The 16,236-nt window shown below is 68.8% G+C and carries 13 protein-coding genes and 1 pseudogene; 10 read left to right on the plus strand and 4 right to left on the minus strand.

What is annotated here, in order from left to right:
* Positions 1–4: 4 nt before the first annotated feature.
* Positions 5–718, plus strand: coding sequence for an RNA polymerase sigma factor FliA (locus BO996_RS00295; RefSeq protein ID WP_012202528.1), 714 nt, complete (start codon positions 5–7; stop codon positions 716–718).
* Positions 719–931: 213 nt separating this feature from the next.
* Here the strand turns inward: BO996_RS00295 and BO996_RS00300 are convergent, their stop codons facing one another.
* Positions 932–2,383, minus strand: a complete 1,452-nt coding sequence (locus tag BO996_RS00300) for an aminotransferase-like domain-containing protein (RefSeq protein ID WP_034398015.1) — start codon at positions 2,381–2,383, stop codon at positions 932–934.
* A gap of 207 nt (positions 2,384–2,590) precedes the next feature.
* On the opposite strand from BO996_RS00300, the gene BO996_RS00305 reads away from it, so the two are divergent.
* The 5 genes and pseudogenes from BO996_RS00305 (at position 2,591) to BO996_RS00325 (ending at position 7,657) form a co-directional block, all read left to right on the plus strand.
* Positions 2,591–3,193, plus strand: a complete 603-nt coding sequence (locus BO996_RS00305) for a LysE family translocator (RefSeq protein ID WP_043822593.1) — start codon at positions 2,591–2,593, stop codon at positions 3,191–3,193.
* Positions 3,194–3,426: 233 nt separating this feature from the next.
* Positions 3,427–4,604 (plus strand): annotated as a pseudogene (locus tag BO996_RS00310) (aminotransferase-like domain-containing protein).
* A gap of 224 nt (positions 4,605–4,828) precedes the next feature.
* Entirely contained in the window at positions 4,829–5,788 is a 960-nt protein-coding gene (locus BO996_RS00315) for a PhzF family phenazine biosynthesis protein (RefSeq protein ID WP_071953728.1), read from the plus strand.
* Between the two features lie 91 nt (positions 5,789–5,879).
* Complete coding sequence (locus tag BO996_RS00320) at positions 5,880–6,563, plus strand: histidine phosphatase family protein (protein WP_071953729.1); 684 nt, start codon at positions 5,880–5,882, stop codon at positions 6,561–6,563.
* 119 nt (positions 6,564–6,682) lie between these two features.
* Positions 6,683–7,657 carry a Bug family tripartite tricarboxylate transporter substrate binding protein gene (locus BO996_RS00325; RefSeq protein WP_071953730.1) on the plus strand — a complete coding sequence of 325 codons (975 nt, stop codon included), beginning with the start codon at positions 6,683–6,685 and terminating at the stop codon, positions 7,655–7,657.
* Between the two features lie 347 nt (positions 7,658–8,004).
* On the opposite strand, the gene BO996_RS00330 is transcribed toward BO996_RS00325, so the two are convergent.
* Both BO996_RS00330 and BO996_RS00335 read right to left on the minus strand, forming a co-directional pair.
* Positions 8,005–8,868, minus strand: a complete 864-nt coding sequence (locus BO996_RS00330) for a creatininase family protein (protein ID WP_071953731.1) — start codon at positions 8,866–8,868, stop codon at positions 8,005–8,007.
* Positions 8,869–8,909: 41 nt separating this feature from the next.
* Positions 8,910–9,887, minus strand: a complete 978-nt coding sequence (locus BO996_RS00335) for a Bug family tripartite tricarboxylate transporter substrate binding protein (protein WP_071953732.1) — start codon at positions 9,885–9,887, stop codon at positions 8,910–8,912.
* Positions 9,888–10,101: 214 nt separating this feature from the next.
* On the opposite strand from BO996_RS00335, the gene BO996_RS00340 reads away from it, so the two are divergent.
* The 4 genes from BO996_RS00340 (at position 10,102) to BO996_RS00355 (ending at position 15,109) form a co-directional block, all read left to right on the plus strand.
* Entirely contained in the window at positions 10,102–12,378 is a 2,277-nt protein-coding gene (locus tag BO996_RS00340; RefSeq protein WP_071953733.1) for a protein-disulfide reductase DsbD family protein, read from the plus strand.
* 193 nt (positions 12,379–12,571) lie between these two features.
* Entirely contained in the window at positions 12,572–13,105 is a 534-nt protein-coding gene (locus BO996_RS00345) for a hypothetical protein (RefSeq protein WP_071953734.1), read from the plus strand.
* Positions 13,106–13,341: 236 nt separating this feature from the next.
* Positions 13,342–14,613, plus strand: coding sequence for a Na+/H+ antiporter NhaA (gene nhaA / locus BO996_RS00350; protein WP_071953735.1), 1,272 nt, complete (start codon positions 13,342–13,344; stop codon positions 14,611–14,613).
* Between the two features lie 28 nt (positions 14,614–14,641).
* Entirely contained in the window at positions 14,642–15,109 is a 468-nt protein-coding gene (locus BO996_RS00355; RefSeq protein ID WP_071953736.1) for a CoA-binding protein, read from the plus strand.
* 254 nt (positions 15,110–15,363) lie between these two features.
* Here BO996_RS00355 and BO996_RS00360 read toward each other — a convergent pair whose 3' ends face one another.
* Positions 15,364–16,197, minus strand: a complete 834-nt coding sequence (locus BO996_RS00360) for a GNAT family N-acetyltransferase (RefSeq protein ID WP_065346541.1) — start codon at positions 16,195–16,197, stop codon at positions 15,364–15,366.
* Between the last annotated feature and the right edge of the window lie 39 nt (positions 16,198–16,236).

The following is a 16,236-nucleotide window of genomic DNA, read 5'->3' on the forward strand; positions in this document are numbered from 1 at the left end:
TGCCATGTACACCGCCAAAGGCCAACTCGACCGCGATGCACTGATCCGTCGGCATGTACCTCTGGTACGCCGGATCGCGCTGCACATGATCGCCAAGCTGCCTCCCAATGTGGAGCTTGATGATCTGATACAGGTCGGAATGATCGGCCTGGCCGAAGCCCTGTCCCGCTTCGAGAGCGAGCAGGGCGTGCAATTCGAGACCTTCGCCAGCCAGCGCATCCGTGGCGCCATGCTCGATGAGCTGCGCGAAGGCGACTGGATGAGCCGCAGCTCGCGCAAGAGCCAAAAGGACATCGAGCACGCGCTGCACCGCCTGGAGCAGCGCCTGGGGCGCACGCCGCTGGAATCCGAGATCGCCGACGAACTGGGCATGGACCTGGACGACTACCAGTCGCTGCTGGGCAAGGTGCGCGGCACGCAGCTGGTGTATCTGGAGGACATGTCGGGCGGCGACGAGGGCGAGGACTTCCTCGAACGCCACGTGGCCGACAGCGGCGCCGATCCCTTTGCGCTGCTGCGCGACCACCGCCTGCGCGTGGCCCTGGTCGAAGCCATCAAGGCCCTGCCCGAGCGCGAGCAGTACATCATGGGCATGTACTACGAGCACGACATGAACCTCAAGGAAATCGCCGCCGTGCTCGGCGTGACCGAATCGCGCGTGTGCCAGCTGCACAGCCAGGCGATTGCGCGCTTGCGGACAAAAATGCGGGCGCATTGACTGGAAGCACCCCCTGAGGCGCTTGCGCGCCTTCCCCCTCTCTACCCGCTGCGCGGGGGAGGGGGACGACAGCCTCGCTGCGGGGCGGCCCTTGCTTGCTGTCTCTCGTTTTGGGGCGCGCCGGTTTTTGGCGCCGTGCGCCTGGTCTGATCTGGATTTGCGGGGCGATGCCGATCCTCTCCGCCGTTTCCCTTCCCTGCCCCATTCCCTTTTCTATGCGCTGCCGCGCATGGCCTGGACTTCGCGTTCGAAGATGCGCCAGAAGGCGGGTTCCTGCGTGGTGGCGAAGTTGATGCGCATGCAGGTGCTGGGCTGGCGGCCCGCGTGGAACATGGCGCCGGGGGCGATGAAGTAGCCGGCGTCCAGCAGGCGCTGGGCCAGGGTTTCGGTGTCCACGCCGGTGTCCACCCAGCCGAACATGCCGGCCGGCTCGGCCGCGAAGCGGGCGCCGGCCTGCTGGGCCAGTGCCACGCTGCGCATGCGGGCCTGGGCCAGGTGCTGGCGCAGGCGCTCGGCATGGCGGCGCAGCTGGCCCTGGTCCATGCAGTGGGCCAGGGCGCGTTCCATCAGCGAGGGGGTGGTGAGCGTGGACAGCAGCTTGGTGTCCACCAGGCGCTCCACCAGGGCGGGCGGGGGCGCCAGGTAGCCCACGCGCCAGTTGGGCGCCAGCAGTTTGGCGAAGCCGCTCACATAGATGCTGTGGCTGAGGCGGTCCAGCACGGTCATGCGCGCGGCGTGGTCGGGCGCGATCTCGCCATAGGTATCGTCCTCCACCACGTAGAAGCCGAATCGCCGCGCCAGCTGCAGCACCTCGTGGGCGCTGGCCGGTGACAGGCTGTAGCCGGTGGGGTTGTGCAGCACGCTCACACTGACGTAGAGCTTGGGTGCGCAGCTTTCGCAGTAGCGCTGCATCACGGCCAGGTCCGGCCCGTCGGGGCCGCGCGGCACGGGCAGCACGCGCATGCCCAGCGATGCCAGGCGCGCGAATTCCACGGCCCAGCCGGGCTCCTCCACCATCACCGGGTCGCCTGGCTGCAGCAGGGCGCGGCTGACCACGTCCAGCCCATGCGTTGCGCCCATGGTGGTGATGATGTGCTGCGGCGCCGCCGCAATGCCCAGGCGCGCCAGGCGCCGCGACAGTGCCTCGCGCAGGCCGATGTCGCCCAACGGGTCGCCGTAGCCCACGCAGGAGTCGTGCAGGGACTTGCCCGAGCAGGCCTTGCGCATGGCCGCCGCCAGGAAGCCGGCCTCCAGCCACTCGGCCGGCAGCACGCCCGCCCCGGGCTGCGGCCTGCCGCCCACGCTCTGGTGGAACATGCCGCGCACCAGCATGGAGGCATTGATGCGCGTGCCCTTGGGCACGCCAGGGGCCTCCTCGGCGGGGACCGCACGGGCCTGTTCGGGCTGCAGCAGCGGCGCATCCTGCACGAAGTCGCGCACGAAGAAGCCGCTTTGCGGCCGCGCCTCGACCAGGCCCTGGGCCTGCAGCAGGTCATAGGCAGCCACCACCGTGTGCGTGCTCACGCCCTGCTGGCGCGCGCATTCGCGCACCGAAGGCAGGCGTGCGCCCGCAGGCAGCAGCCGCATGCGGATGCGCTCGCCCAGGCGTTCGGCCAGCTGGGTGCTCAGGGTCTGCGGCGCCAGCCGCGAGAGGGGAACGGTCATACGGAAACGGCTACGAATGGGTCACCAGAAAGTCACTGTATCGGGATAGGCACCAATACAGAACATGCAATTGAGGGTCCAACTGTATTGGAACTGTACAGGTCTTGCACCTATATTTCATGCATTCGTGCTGCGGAGAAGGCCTGCCGTGCCCTCCTCCCCAACAGCCCCTGCCGCCTGTATGGAGACCTTCGGGGCCACCGCCTCATGCCACCGTCCGAACTCACCGCCTTGCTGCTGCTCGCCGCTTCCATGAGCTTCAGCCCCGGTCCCAACACCACGCTGTCCACGGCCCTGGCCGCCAACCACGGCCTGCGCCCGGCGCTGCGCTTCGTCCTGGCCGTGCCCGTGGGCTGGTGCGTGCTGCTGGTGCTGAGCACGGCCGGCGTGGGCGCGGCCATTGTCGCGGCGCCGCTGCTGCTGTGGCTGGTCAAGGCCGCCGGCATCGGCTACCTGCTGTGGATGGCCTGGCGCCTGAGCCGCAGCGCGCAGATGGCTTCGCTGCAATCGCCGCAGCAGCTGCAGGTGGGCTTCTGGCAGGGCGTGGGACTGCAATTCGTGAACATCAAGGCCTGGCTGCTGGCCCTGGCCATCGTGGCCGGCTGGCTGGCCGGGCGCGACGACCTGACCGAGCGCCTGACCGTGGTGCTGCCCGTCATGGCCGCCTATGCCTTTTTCAGCAATCTGCTGTATGCCTGCGTGGGCGCACTGCTGCGCCACTGGCTGGCCCAGGGACGCAGGCTGCTGTGGTTCAACCGTGCCATGGCGACCATGCTGGCGCTGACGGCGATATGGATGGTGGCCGCATGAGGGTCCTCCACCCACGCCCAGGCAAAGGCCGTACTGGCCTGCCCAGCTATTGAAGGGAGGATGCGCAGACCCTTCACGCCCGCGACAAAATACCCTCATTGCCGGCGCAAGAGCGAGCGCACTATCCGCACTCCGCTCTTCACATGCGGCCGGCCCGTGCCCCACGACGGCATGGCAATCCATACCAGCCCGCCCGCATGGCGGGCACCGCAAGACCTGGAACTGTTTTTTTTATGACGACCTGGACGCTGGCAGACCGTGCTGCCAAGATGAACCCCTCCGCCATCCGCGAAATCCTCAAGCTCACCGACCGTCCCGGCATCATCAGCATGGCGGGCGGCCTGCCCTCGCCGCTGGCCTTCCCGCTGGACGAGTTCACCCAGGCCTGCCAGACCGTGATGCAGCGCGATGGCGCCTCGGCCCTGCAGTACGCCACCAGCGAGGGCTTCGCCCCCTGCGCCAGGCCGTGGCCGACTTCCTGCCCTGGGAAGTGGACCCCGACCAGGTGCTGATCACCACCGGCTCGCAGCAGGCGCTGGACCTGATCGGCAAGGTCTTCCTGGACCGTGGCAGCCGCATGCTGGTCGAAAAGCCCACCTACCTGGGCGCGCTGCAGGCCTTTGCACCGCAGGAACCGATTCCCGTGGGCGTGGACAGCGATGACGACGGCATCCTCGTCGAGGACTTCGCCGCCAAGGCCGGCACCGGCGCCGACAAGGCCCGCCTGGCCTACGTGTTGCCCAACTTCCAGAACCCCACCGGCCGCACCATGGCCGAGGCACGCCGCCAGGCCCTGGTGGACAAGGCGCGCGAACTCAACATCCCGCTGATCGAGGACAACCCCTACGGCGACCTGTGGTTCGAGCAGGCTCCCGCCCTGCCGCTGGCCGCGCGCAACCCCGAAGGCGTGATCTACCTGGGCTCGTTTTCCAAGGTGCTGGCCCCGGGCCTGCGCATCGGCTTCCTGGTGGCGCCCAAGTCCGTCTACAACAAGCTGCTGCAGGCCAAGCAGGCGGCCGACCTGCACACGCCGGGCTTCAACCAGCGCGTGGTCTCCGAGGTCATCAAGGACGGCTTCCTGGACCGCCATGTGCCCACCATCCGCGCCATGTACAAGCGCCAGCGCGACGCCATGCTGGCCGCGCTGGAACGCGAAATGGCCGGCCTGGACGTGCAGTGGACCCGTCCCGTGGGCGGCATGTTCCTGTGGGTTCGCCTGCCCAAGGGCATGGATGCGCAAAAGCTGCTGCCCGCCGCCGTGGAACGCGGCACGGCCTTCGTGCCCGGCGCGCCGTTCTACGCGGACGAGCCCCAGGCCAACACGCTGCGCCTGTCCTACGTGACGGTGTCGGCCGAGCAGATCGACAAGGGCATCGCCGCCCTGGCCGACGCCATCCGCTCCACGATGTAAACCACCCCCTGAGCGGCTAGCGCCGCTTCCCCCTCTCTACTTGCTTCGCAAGGGAGGGGGACGACGCCCTCGGCTAGGCGCCCCCGCCGTGAGGCGGCTCTTGCTCGGCGTCCCTGGTGTTTGGGCCAGTTACCTGCTTGGGCCAGGGGGAAGCCGACACGCAGTCGAACCAAAGTCCGGCTTGCTGTCGGCTTTTCCATCCTCCCTTCCATCTGCCCATTGCCATGACACCTGCATACGTCTCCCGCCAGCGCCCCTTCATGACCGTGGATGTGTTCACGGCACGGCCCTACCTGGGCAATCCGCTGGCCGTCGTGCTCGACGCCACCGGATTGACCGATGCGCAGATGCAGTCCTTCGCGGCCTGGACCAATCTGTCCGAGACCACCTTCGTGCTCCCGCCAACCGAGGCCGGCCGCGCTGCAGGCGCCGACTACCGCGTGCGCATCTTCACGCCGGGCGGCGAGCTGCCCTTTGCTGGCCATCCCACGCTGGGCAGCTGCCATGCCTGGCTGGCGCAGGGCGGCGTGCCGCAGCAGGCCCAGCGCATCGTGCAGGAGTGCGCCAAGGGGCTGATCGGCATCGAGCGCCAGGACGGGCGCCTGGCCTTCCAGGCACCGTCCACCGACATCAGCGACGTGGAGCCCGGCCTGCTGGATGACGTGGCGGCCGCGCTGGGCGCAGAACGCGGCCAGATCCTGCGTGCGGCCTGGCTGGACAACGGCCCGCGCTGGATGGGCGTGCTCTTCGAGCATCCCGACCAGGTGCTGTCGCTGGAGCCCGACCATGCAAGGCTCAAGGCGCTGAACACCAAGGTGGGCGCCTGCGCGTTGTACGAAAGCGCGCAAGATGCACCGGCACTGATCGGCCGCAGCAGCCGCGAGGCCCGCGCCTTTGCCACGGGCCAGCGGCCAGCCGCAGCCCAGACGGATGCCGCCCCCAGCCTGGAAGTGCGCGGCTTCGCCAGCCCCGTCGGCGTCACTGAAGACCCCGTCACCGGCAGCCTCAACGCCAGTCTGGCCCTGTGGCTGCGCGGCGAAGGTCTGCTGCATGCGCCCTACATCGCCAGCCAGGGCTGCTGCGTGGGGCGCGACGGGCGCGTCCACGTCAGCGAGGACGCGCAGGGCGCGCTGTGGATAGGCGGCCATGTCGTGGAGTGCGTAAGCGGCCAGGTGCTGCTGTAGGGCCTGCCGGGTTGCCGGAATCTGTCGCCAAGGCGGCAGCCAGTCGCCCGCAGGACAAACGCCAGCGCCGGCGCTGGCCACAATCCGCGCCATGGGAACCCTCTATCTTGTGCGCCATGGCCAGGCCTCGTTTGGTGCCGAAGACTACGACCAGCTCAGCGAGCGCGGCACGGCGCAGTCGCAAAGGCTGGGTGCCTACTGGCGAGAGCGCGGCCTGCGCTTCGACGCGGTCTACACGGGCACGCTGCGCCGCCATGCGCAGACGCTGGCAGGCATCGCCGACGGCCTGGGCAGCCTGCCTGCCGAGCAGCACCGCACCCAGGTGCTTGCAGGCCTCGATGAATACGACAGCGGAGCGCTGCTGCAGGCCATTCATCCGGCGCCCCTGCCCAAGCCCGACACACCCGAGCTGTACCGCCACCACTTCCGCCTGCTGTGCGATGCCCTGGCCCAGTGGATGGCCGGCACCATCAGCCCCAAAGGCATGCCCAGCTGGGATGATTTCTCGGGCGGCGTGCGCCAGGTGCTGGAGCGCGTGCGCCACGAGCATGCCGACGAAAACGTGCTCCTGGTCAGCAGCGGCGGCCCCATCTCCACGGCCGTGGGCCATGTGCTGGGCACCTCGCCCGAGGTCACCATTGCGCTGAACATGCGCATCCGCAACAGCGCCGTGACCGAGTTCACCACCAGCCCCAAGCGCCTGATGCTGCAGACCTTCAACACGCTCAACCACCTGGACACGGACGAGCACCGCAGCTGGATCACGCACGCCTGATACGGCACCGGCAAGGCTGTCACACAGCTATCGCGCCAAGGCATAGCAGCCAGAACACGGGCGCTCTGGGCCGGCCTGCGCTTTTGCGCCAAACTCGCCGGCCAGGAGACAAAAGACCCATGAACAAACGCCGTTTCACGCGCAGCGCCCTGGCCTGCGCGGCCCTGCTGCTGGCCGCCATCACCAGCCAGGCCCAGCCCCTGTCGAACAAGCCCATCCGCATCGTCGTGCCCTTTGGCGCAGGCGGCGTGGCCGACGTCACCTCGCGCGTCGTCGCGCAAAAACTGGCCTCGCAGCTGGGCCAGCCCGTCATCATCGACAACAAGCCCAGCGCAGGCGGCATCGTCGCGGCCGACACCGTGGCCAAGTCCGCGCCCGACGGGCACACGCTGTTCCTCATGTCCAACGGCAGTGCCGTCACCGTGGGGCTGTTCAACCAGCTGCCCTTCGACATGGTCAAGGACTTCACGCCGATTTCCACCCTGGGCTACTTCGACATCGGCGTGCTCACCGCCAGCGACTCGCGCTTCAAGAACCTGGGCGAGCTGGTGGCCTGGGCCAAGGCCAACCCCGGCAAGCTCAACATCGGCAGCATCGCCATCGGCAGCACCCAGCATCTGGCGGCCGAACTGTTCAAGACCACCGCCAGCATCGACGCCCAGATCGTGCCCTTCAACGGCACCCCCGCCGTGGTCACGGCCCTGCGCGGCAAGCAGATCGACGCGGCCGTGGAAATCCTCACGCCCATCATGGGCCAGATCAACTCCAAGGCCGTCAACCTGCTGGCCATCACCGGCGACAAGCGCTCGGCCCTGCTGCCCGGCGTGCCCACGGCCCAGGAGTCAGGCGTCAAGGGCTTCGTCGCCTCCTCCTGGAACGCCCTGGCCGCCCCCGCCAAGACCCCTCCGGAAATCATCGCCCGCCTGAACAAGGAAATCGCCGCCGCCGTGAACTCTCCCGAAGTCACGCAGAAACTGCGCGAAATGAACGTGCAGGCCCAAGCCAGCACGCCCGAGCAGACCGCGCAATTGCTGCAGTCGGAAATCAAGCGCTGGGGCGACGTGATCGTCCAAGCCAAGATCCCCAAGCAATAAAGCAATAGGCCGAGCGAAGCAAAGGCCCGCAACAACTCCCCGTATGTCAGCGCCTGCGTCGTGGCGGTTGCGGGGTTGCAGTCCTGCCGAAGGACAGGACTGCTTCGTCAACTGACTCGCCGTGATGTTTGAACGTAGCGCGCAGCGCGAAGTGAGTTTCACGGCGAACCCCGCAGCCGCCACGACGCAGGTGGCCCCGCAGCGCAGCGAAGGGGTCGCGGACATTCGGGCGCATTTCTTTGCCTACTTTCTTGCTGCGCGGCAAGAAAGTAGGTCGGCCGCCGGGCCGAATCCCGGCCTCGCAAAACCACCACCCGGCAGGGTCCAAAAACGCCCCCGCAACAAACCTACAACGGCTCCGGCGCCCGCCCCACAGTATCCGCAGGCAGCGCAACCATCTCGGACAACAACCGCACCAGCCCCCGAGCCGAAGCCTCCACCATCAAAGCCCCCCGCTCGGCCGTAGCCCCCGCAGCATTCCCCACCGCCCCGCAAACGTTGTAGTCCTCGATGGCCCAGCCCATCTTGGCGCTTCGCCCATTGCCCAGCAAGGCATGCCGCTGCGCCCTATCCTCCGAAGTGGAATGAAAGTCCCGCGCATGCTCCATGCGCACGGTCTCCGGCGCCAGGTGCAGCATCATCGACGTCTCCACCTCGCCGCCATGGATGCCGAAGCGGTGCTCATGCGCGCTGAACTGCGCATTGGCCGCATCGTCCACCAGGCCGAACCAGCTGCTGCTGTAGACCAGCAGGCCATGGCGCATGCGCAGCTCGCGCGCCACGATGTCCATCACGCTGACCTGTCCGCCATGGCCGTTGAGCAGCAGCAGCCGGCGCACGCCGGCCCGCGCCACGCAGGCGCCCAGCTCGGTCCACAGCGCGATCACCGTGGCGGGCGACAGCGTCAGCGTGCCGGCAAAGGATTGGTGCTCCACGCTGAAGCCGATGTTCTGCGGGGGAAGGAACAGCGCGGGCAGCTCGGGCGGCAGCAGCGGCAGGGCCGCATCGATCACGCCCTGCAGCAGGCGGGCGTCGACGGACATCGGCAGGTGCGGACCGTGCTGCTCCACGGCGGCCACGGGCAGCACGGCGATGGTTTCGGCAGCCAGGCCGCTGGCCTGGGCCTGCGCAAAGTCGCGTGCAGAGGCCTCGGCCCACCAGCGGGAAGGCCAGGCGCCGGGGGATATCTGTTCGGGCGGGGAGTCTTGCATGGCCCGATATTAGGGCCATCCATGGGCTGCCGGAGCCCTCCTCACTCGGCCTTGAAGTTGGATTCCTTGACGATGCGTTTCCAACGCTCGTTGTCCGACTCGATCAGCCGCGCGAACTCCTCGGGCGTTCCCCGGCGCGGCACATAGCTGTAGCTGCGCAGCTTGGCCAGCACGTCGGGCATCTGCATGACCTTGTCCATCTGCTGCGCGAGCTGGGCCACGATGTCGCGGGGCGTGCCCTTGGGCGCCAGCAGGCCCGACCAGGAGCTGAAGCCCATGCCGTCCACGCCGGCCTCCTTGATGGTGGGCACCTGGGGAAAGACTTCGGCGCGCTGGGGCAGCAGCACGGCCAGCGCCTTGACCTTGCCCGTGCGGATCATCTCCACCGAGGTGAAGGAGTCGAACGAGAAATCCACCTCGCCCGCCACCACGGCCTGCATCTGCGGCGCCGTGCCCTTGTACTGGGCGTTGACGATGCCCGGCGCGCCAATCACCTTCTTGAACTGCTCGGTGATCAGCGAAATCATGCTGCTGCCCGAGGACACGCTCAACGGCCTGCCCTGTTTGGCCATGGCGACCAGCTCCTGCAGGCTGTTCACGGGCAGGTCCTTGCGTGCGATGAGGACGAAGCCCACGTCGCACAGATGGCTGATGGGCTCGAAGCTGGACAGCGCCTCGTAGCTGGTCTTGTAGAGCACGGGGCTCAGGGTCTGCGCGCCGGCCGTGTTCATCAGCAGGGTATAGCCATCGGGCGCAGCGCGGGCGGCCAGTTCCGTGCCGATGACGCCGTTGGCACCGCCCTTGTTGTCCACCACGAAGGACTGGCCGGTCAGCTCCCCGAGCTTTTGCATGGCCAGCCGCGCCACCACGTCGGTGGTGCCACCGGCAGGAAAGGGCACGATCACGCGCACGGACTTGTCGGGATAGGCGGCGGCCGCGCTTGCGTGCTGCGGCAGTCCCCAGGCTGCGGCCGCTGCCGCGCCAGCGGCCAGGAAGTGGCGGCGAGATGTCTCCTGCATGGCTTGTCTCCTTGTGTTGCTCTATCCCGGATGGGTGGCCGGTCCATGATGGGCAACGGACATATCGCCTGTCCAATACCAAGCGCCTATGCAACGATATCTTTTGCCAATCGTCCTGCAGCCGGCCACAGGCGATCTCTCTGGACGGCCCGCTACCATCGCAGCCTGCAGCCGGGGGAACCAAAGACCATGCCCCTGGCTCCCACAGTCCGCCATGCCGCACCAACCACCTCTTCGCCACACTGCCCCCCAGCACCTCGCCTTCTGGCTCCTCGCCTTTTTCCTTGCCGCCGCCAGCCTGCTTGCCACCCCTGCCGGCGCGCAGCTGCGCCTGAAGACCGGCAGCGGGGCGGCCGCGGCCGCGGCCGTGGACACGCCACGCGTGCGGGCCGAGCTCGTGGCCCAGGCACCCGAAGGCGTTCAACCCGGCCAGACGCTGTGGCTGGGCCTGCTGATCACCCACCAGCCCGAATGGCATACCTACTGGAAGAACGCCGGTGACTCCGGCCTGGCCACCGAGTTGAACTGGCAGCTGCCTGCAGGCCTGACGGCTGGCGAGATCCAGTGGCCCGTGCCCGAGGCGCTGCGCGTGGGCCCGCTGCTCAACTACGGCTATGAGGGCCAGGTGCTGCTGCCCGTGCCCGTGCAGGTGGCCGCCGACTTCAAGCCGCCCGCGTCCGGCATGCTGGACCTGCGCCTGCATGCGAATTGGCTGGTCTGCCGCGTGGAGTGCATTCCCGAGGAAGGCGATTTCCAGCTGCAGCTGCCCGTGCAGGGCAGCACGGCAGGCCAGGGACAGGCCTTCACCCAGGCCTGGGCGCTCAAGCCCCAGGCACTGTCTGCGCCAGCACAGGCCAAGGTGGTGCCGGCCAGCCAGCCTGCCGCACAAGGCAGGACGCCCGACGAGCGCGTGCAGCTGCGCATCGAGGGCCTGCCGGAATCCCTGCATGGCCGCACGCTGGACTTCTATCCCGAATCTTCCGACACCTTCCACCACGCGGCAGAACTGGGCAAGGACTGGCAGCAGCATTGGGACGGCGCGGCCTGGGTGGCCGAGCTGCCCCTGTCCGACATGCGTGGCGACACTCCGGCCAAACTGCCCGTGGTTCTGGCCCTGCCACCCGCCGAGCGCGCCGCAGCGCTGGAGCAGGGCCAGCCCGTGGCCTGGCGCGCCGAGGCCCCGGTCGAGGGCCGCTGGACGGCTGCCGCCATGGCCAGCGTTTCCCCCGCACTGGCCGCCGCCCTGGCGGCCAACCAGGCCGCTGCGCCTGCTGCCAGCGCCACCAGCCTGTGGATGGCCCTGCTCGGTGGCCTGGTGGGTGGACTGATCCTGAACCTCATGCCCTGCGTCTTCCCGGTGCTGGCCATCAAGATCCTGGGCTTTGCACGCCATGGACAGGACCGCCGCGCCCAGCGCCTGGGCGGGCTGGCCTATACGGCGGGCGTGGTCCTGTCCTTCCTGGCCCTGGGCGGACTGCTGCTGGCCCTGCGCGCGGCAGGCGAGCAGCTGGGCTGGGGCTTTCAGCTGCAGTCGCCGGCCATCGTGGCCCTGCTGGCAGCCCTGTTCACGCTGCTGGGGCTGAACCTGGCAGGCCTGTTCGAGTTCGGCTCCATGCTGCCCGGCCGCTGGGCTGCGGCCCATGCGCGCCATCCGGTGGCCGATGCCTTTCTGTCCGGCGTGCTGGCCGTGGCCATTGCCTCGCCCTGCACGGCGCCGTTCATGGGCGCCTCGCTGGGCTTTGCCATCGACATGCCGGCCCTGCAGGCGCTGACGGTGTTCGCCGCCCTGGGCCTGGGCATGGCCCTGCCCTATCTGCTGGCCAGCTTCGTCCCCGCCGTGGTGCGCTGGCTGCCGCGCCCGGGCGCCTGGATGGATACCTTCCGCCGCGCCATGGCCTTCCCCATGTTCGCCACCGTGGTCTGGCTGGTCTGGGTGCTGGGGCACCAGAGCGGCATCGACGCTGCCACCGCGCTGCTGGCCCTGCTGCTGGCCTTCAGCGCCCTGGTCTGGACGCTGACGCTCAAGGGCCGCACGCGGGCCGTGCTGGCCACGCTGGCCGTGGTGCTGGCAGGCGCGCTGCTGGCCACCACCGCGCCCCTGATCACCACGCCTGCCCAGGCCGAGGGCACGGGCATTGCGTCCGCTGCAGGCGAGCGCTGGCAGCCCTGGTCGGCCGCCCGCGTGGCCGAGCTGCAGGCGGCGGGCAAGCCCGTGTTCGTGGACTACACGGCCGCCTGGTGCGTGACCTGCCAGGTCAACAAGCGCACCACGCTCAACCATGAGGAGGTGCTGGCCGCCTTCGACAAGCACGGCGTGACCCTGCTGCGCGCCGACTGGACGCGGCGCGACCCGGCCATCACCGCTGCGCTGCAGCAACTGGGCCGCAGCGGCGTGCCCGTCTATGTGCTGCATGCGCCGGGCAAGCCCCCGGTGGTGCTCAGCGAGCTGCTATCGAAGAACGAGGTACTGGGGGCGTTGGCCGCGCTTTGACGGCACGCCCTCCTGGGACAAACCCCGATTTTGGGTAGGTCCCAGGCCTACATTTGTTGCAGCGCACGCCGTCCTAGACTGGATGCATCCGGGGAATACCGCAATCCGAACGCTAGGCGCCGCGGCTGCCGCCCGACTCCGGAGACCCGCCCGCGCGGCAACTGCCCGCCCTGCACGACACAGGAGGTGGGCCATGCATGCACTGATCACCCATTCGCACCCTTCGGGGGTGCACCATCGTTCACGCGGCAAGGGATTGCTGCTGGCGCTGGGGCTTGCCAGCCTGGCCGTGGCGGGGATCGTCCTGCCCTTTGTGTGGGACCTGCTGGGCTTCGTCAACGGGTTGCCCAAGATGGAGTGGCTGCAGTCCATCCTGGCGGTCTCGCCGGTGTTCAGCTGGCTGATGATGTTCGCCTGGGGCCTGGCCGTTCCCGTGGCGCTGATCTATGCGCTCTACCACCCGCAGACCCATCCCTGGGGCAATGCCGCCATGGTGGCGGGCGCCATGTTCATCGCCGTCACCTGGTACGTGCACATGCCCGCCGCATCGCAATGCACGGCGATGTATCCGCAGACCGGCATGGCCTGCTCGGTGCTGCAATGGGGCTTCAGCATGAGCCTGGGCGTGGCAACGGCGGCCTATGTGTTCCTGGTCTTCATGATTGCGCTGTCCTCGCTGGGGCTGCTGGCCGAATGCGTTGCGCGCAATGAGCCGCCCAGGCCCTGAATCCGCAGGGTTTTGGGCAAGGGTCCCGGCCGCCGATTTTTTGCCGCCGGGCCGCCCCAAGGCAAAAAGCGGCCCCCTCGGGGGGCAGCGGACCTTGCGCAGCAAAGGGAGCGTGGGGGCTTCTTTTATAATGTCGGCTGGGTGTCCAGACCGCATGGGGCGGCAGGACAGGTGTTGATAGCGCAGGTCGGGCCGCCTGCGCACCGGGGCCGCAAGGCCCCTTTGCTGCTTTGCACATGAACACCTACACGACCCCGCGGCCGTCCGGCCCGCGCACGCCCCTTTTCCTGTCTTTCGCCGATCGCGTCGGCGCCTTCCTGTCCCGCTGGTCCCATGCCGAGGCTGCGGGCGGCATCGTGCTGCTGCTGGCAGCGGCCGCCGCCCTGCTCTGGGCGAACTCCGGCTGGGCCGGCTCCTATGAGGCGCTGTGGCACACGCCGCTGAGCCTGGGCCTGGGCCCGTGGCAGCTGTCGCAATCCCTGCATTTCTGGGTCAACGATGCGCTGATGAGCGTGTTCTTTCTCGTGGTCGGCATGGAGATACGCCGCGAGATGCATTCCGGCGCACTGGCCCAGCCGCGCCAGGCGCTGCTGCCCGTGATGGCCGCGCTGGGCGGCGTGGCGGCGCCGGCCCTGATCTTCCTGGCCTTCAATGCCGCGCCGCCGCTGCGCAATGGCTGGGCCGTGCCCACGGCCACCGACATCGCCTTTGCCATGGGCGTGCTGGCCCTGCTGGGCCGGGGCCTGCCGCCCGCGCTGCGCGTGTTCCTGCTGGCGCTGGCCATCATCGACGACCTGGTGGCCGTGCTCATCATTGCGCTGTTCTATTCGGGCGGGCTGCAATGGAGCCAGCTGCTGGTGGCCGCCGCCGGCCTGGCCGGCGTGTTCCTGCTGCAGTCGCTGGGCGTGCGCCGCGCCTGGGCCTATGTGCTGCCGGGCGCCGTGCTCTGGTGGGGCATCTGGCAGACCGGCGCCCATCCCACGCTGGCCGGCGTGGTGCTGGGCCTGGTGACACCCGTGCACGCACTGGCAGGCCGCGAAAGCGCCGCGCCCGTGGAGCGCGTGCAGGCGGACCTGCATCCCTGGGTGGCCTTTGGCGTGATGCCCCTGTTTGCGCTGGCCAATGCCGGCGTGCCGCTGCAGGGCGCGGGCACCGCTGGCATTGATGTGGCGGGCACGTCGGCCGTGATGTGGGGCGTGGCCCTGGCCCTGGTGCTGGGCAAGCCGCTGGGCGTGCTGCTCAGCTGCTGGTTGGCCGTACGCCTGCGGATGTGCGCGCTGCCGCCGGGCATGGGCTGGGGCGACGCGCTGCTGGCCGGCCTGCTGGCAGGCATTGGCTTCACCATGGCCATCTTCATCGCCACGCTGGCCTTTGACAGCGAGGCCCTGCTCAATGCCGCCAAGCTGGGGGTACTGATGGCGTCGGCCACGGCCGCCGTGCTGGGCCTGGCCTGGGGCCTGGTGCTGCGCCGCCGCCATGCTGCGGCCGCGACAGTGCAGCCGGCCTGATCCGCATGCGCTGCGTACACTGCGGCGCATGAGTGATACAGCCACAGACTCCCGCCTGCGCGACATCCTCGTGCAGTGCCGCACCCTGGCCGTGGTCGGCCTGTCGCCGCAGCCCGACCGGCCCAGCCACCAGGCCTCGCAATACATGCAGTGCCACGGCTACCGCATCGTTCCCGTGAACCCCGTGGTCGCACGCGAAGGCGGACGCATCCTGGGCGAGCCCGTCCATGCCAGCCTGGCCGACGCTGCGGCCGCGCTGGCTGCCCAGGGCCTGCGCATCGACATGGTCGATTGCTTCCGAAAGAGCGAGGACATCCCGCCGCTGGCCGCCGAGGCCGTTGCCATCGGCGCGCGCTGCCTGTGGCTGCAATTGGGCGTGGTCAACGACAAAGCCCTGGAACTGGCCCGCGCTGCAGGCCTGTGGACCGTGCAGGACCGCTGCGTGAAGATCGAGCACCAGCGCCTGCTGGCCGATGCCCCAGCCGCTGCCCGGTAGCTCAGGAATTGCCCATGAAAAAGGCCGCAGCCCCTGAAAGGCTGCGGCCTGCAATTGGCGTGGACCAAGGCCCGGTCAGTCCGGTGCAGGTTACCTGCCTCCGTCCGGGTGTCTGCTTCAGCCCACATCCAGCATCATGCACGGTCTTTGTGACAGCCCTGTGATGCACATCACGGTCCGGCTCACTGCACAAGAAGCCGGATCCGCCCTCTCTTTCCGAAAATCCCCCGATTCCCCCAAGCGCCGGGACGGCCTCAGCCACGCCGCGTGAACAGGCGCATGTAGCGCGAAGGCAGGTCCTGCATGCGCATCATGATGGGCAGGTCTGCCGTGTTGAAGTCGCTGTCCCAGGCCGGCGCGCCCAGCACCTTGGCCCCCGTGCGCAGATAGCCCTGAATCAGCGCGGGCGGCTCCACGCTCATGCCGCTGGTGCTGACGGATGCCAGCTCCTCGGGCAGGGCCACGCGGGGACGCACCTGCAGCTCGGGCTCGGCCAGATGGGTTTGGCGCAGTTGCTGCCAGACGCGCGCCGGGCCCTCGCCATGGGCCAGGCCGGGGTACTGCATGGGAATGCTGGCGCAGCCGACCATGGCGTCCAGCTGGTTGCGCTGCATGAATTCGGCCAGGGCGCCCCACAGCGCCAGGATCACGCCGCCCTGGCGGTGCGATGCATGCACGCAGCTGCGGCCCAGCTCCACCATGCGCGGGCGCCAGGCGTGCAGCGGGGCGAGGTCGAATTCCTGGTCGGAGTACAGGCCCCCGGCGCGCAGCGCCTGGGTGGGCGTGAGCAGGCGGTAGGTGCCGATGACCACGCCCCGGTCGGCGTCGCAGACCATGAGGTGCTCGCAGAAGTCGTCGAAGGCGTCGATGTCGTGCCCGGCCAGCGGCGTCTGCAGCACGGCGCCCATCTCGGCGGCGAACACCGCGTGGCGCAGGCGCTGCACCTGTCGCACTTCGTCAAGGTGCCGGGCCCAGCGCACGTCCAGCCGCAGCGGTTTGTCTGCGGCCTGGGGTGGCTGGAGAAGCGCGGAAAGCGGGGGCTTGGCGACGTCGATCGCCGCGTTGCGAAGGGTGTCAAGAACGTCCATATGCCCGCCTTCCTCGTCATGTTGGACGCAGTCGGTGAC

This window comes from Delftia sp. HK171 (genome assembly GCF_001886655.1).
GTDB classification, from domain to species: domain Bacteria; phylum Pseudomonadota; class Gammaproteobacteria; order Burkholderiales; family Burkholderiaceae_C; genus Comamonas; species Comamonas acidovorans.

Bases quoted from the DNA above. Each gene is read 5' to 3' on its own strand.
- BO996_RS00315 (WP_071953728.1), top strand. From the start codon at position 4,829: ATGACACCTGCATACGTCTCCCGCCAGCGCCCCTTCATGACCGTGGAT.
- BO996_RS00300 (WP_034398015.1), bottom strand. From the start codon at position 2,383: ATGACCGTTCCCCTCTCGCGGCTGGCGCCGCAGACCCTGAGCACCCAG.
- BO996_RS00335 (WP_071953732.1), bottom strand. From the start codon at position 9,887: ATGCAGGAGACATCTCGCCGCCACTTCCTGGCCGCTGGCGCGGCAGCG.
- BO996_RS00340 (WP_071953733.1), top strand. From the start codon at position 10,102: ATGCCGCACCAACCACCTCTTCGCCACACTGCCCCCCAGCACCTCGCC.
- BO996_RS00345 (WP_071953734.1), top strand. From the start codon at position 12,572: ATGCATGCACTGATCACCCATTCGCACCCTTCGGGGGTGCACCATCGT.
- BO996_RS00320 (WP_071953729.1), top strand. From the start codon at position 5,880: ATGGGAACCCTCTATCTTGTGCGCCATGGCCAGGCCTCGTTTGGTGCC.
- nhaA (WP_071953735.1), top strand. From the start codon at position 13,342: ATGAACACCTACACGACCCCGCGGCCGTCCGGCCCGCGCACGCCCCTT.
- BO996_RS00360 (WP_065346541.1), bottom strand. From the start codon at position 16,197: ATGGACGTTCTTGACACCCTTCGCAACGCGGCGATCGACGTCGCCAAG.
- BO996_RS00330 (WP_071953731.1), bottom strand. From the start codon at position 8,868: ATGCAAGACTCCCCGCCCGAACAGATATCCCCCGGCGCCTGGCCTTCC.
- BO996_RS00305 (WP_043822593.1), top strand. From the start codon at position 2,591: ATGCCACCGTCCGAACTCACCGCCTTGCTGCTGCTCGCCGCTTCCATG.
- BO996_RS00325 (WP_071953730.1), top strand. From the start codon at position 6,683: ATGAACAAACGCCGTTTCACGCGCAGCGCCCTGGCCTGCGCGGCCCTG.
- BO996_RS00355 (WP_071953736.1), top strand. From the start codon at position 14,642: ATGAGTGATACAGCCACAGACTCCCGCCTGCGCGACATCCTCGTGCAG.
- BO996_RS00295 (WP_012202528.1), top strand. From the start codon at position 5: ATGTACACCGCCAAAGGCCAACTCGACCGCGATGCACTGATCCGTCGG.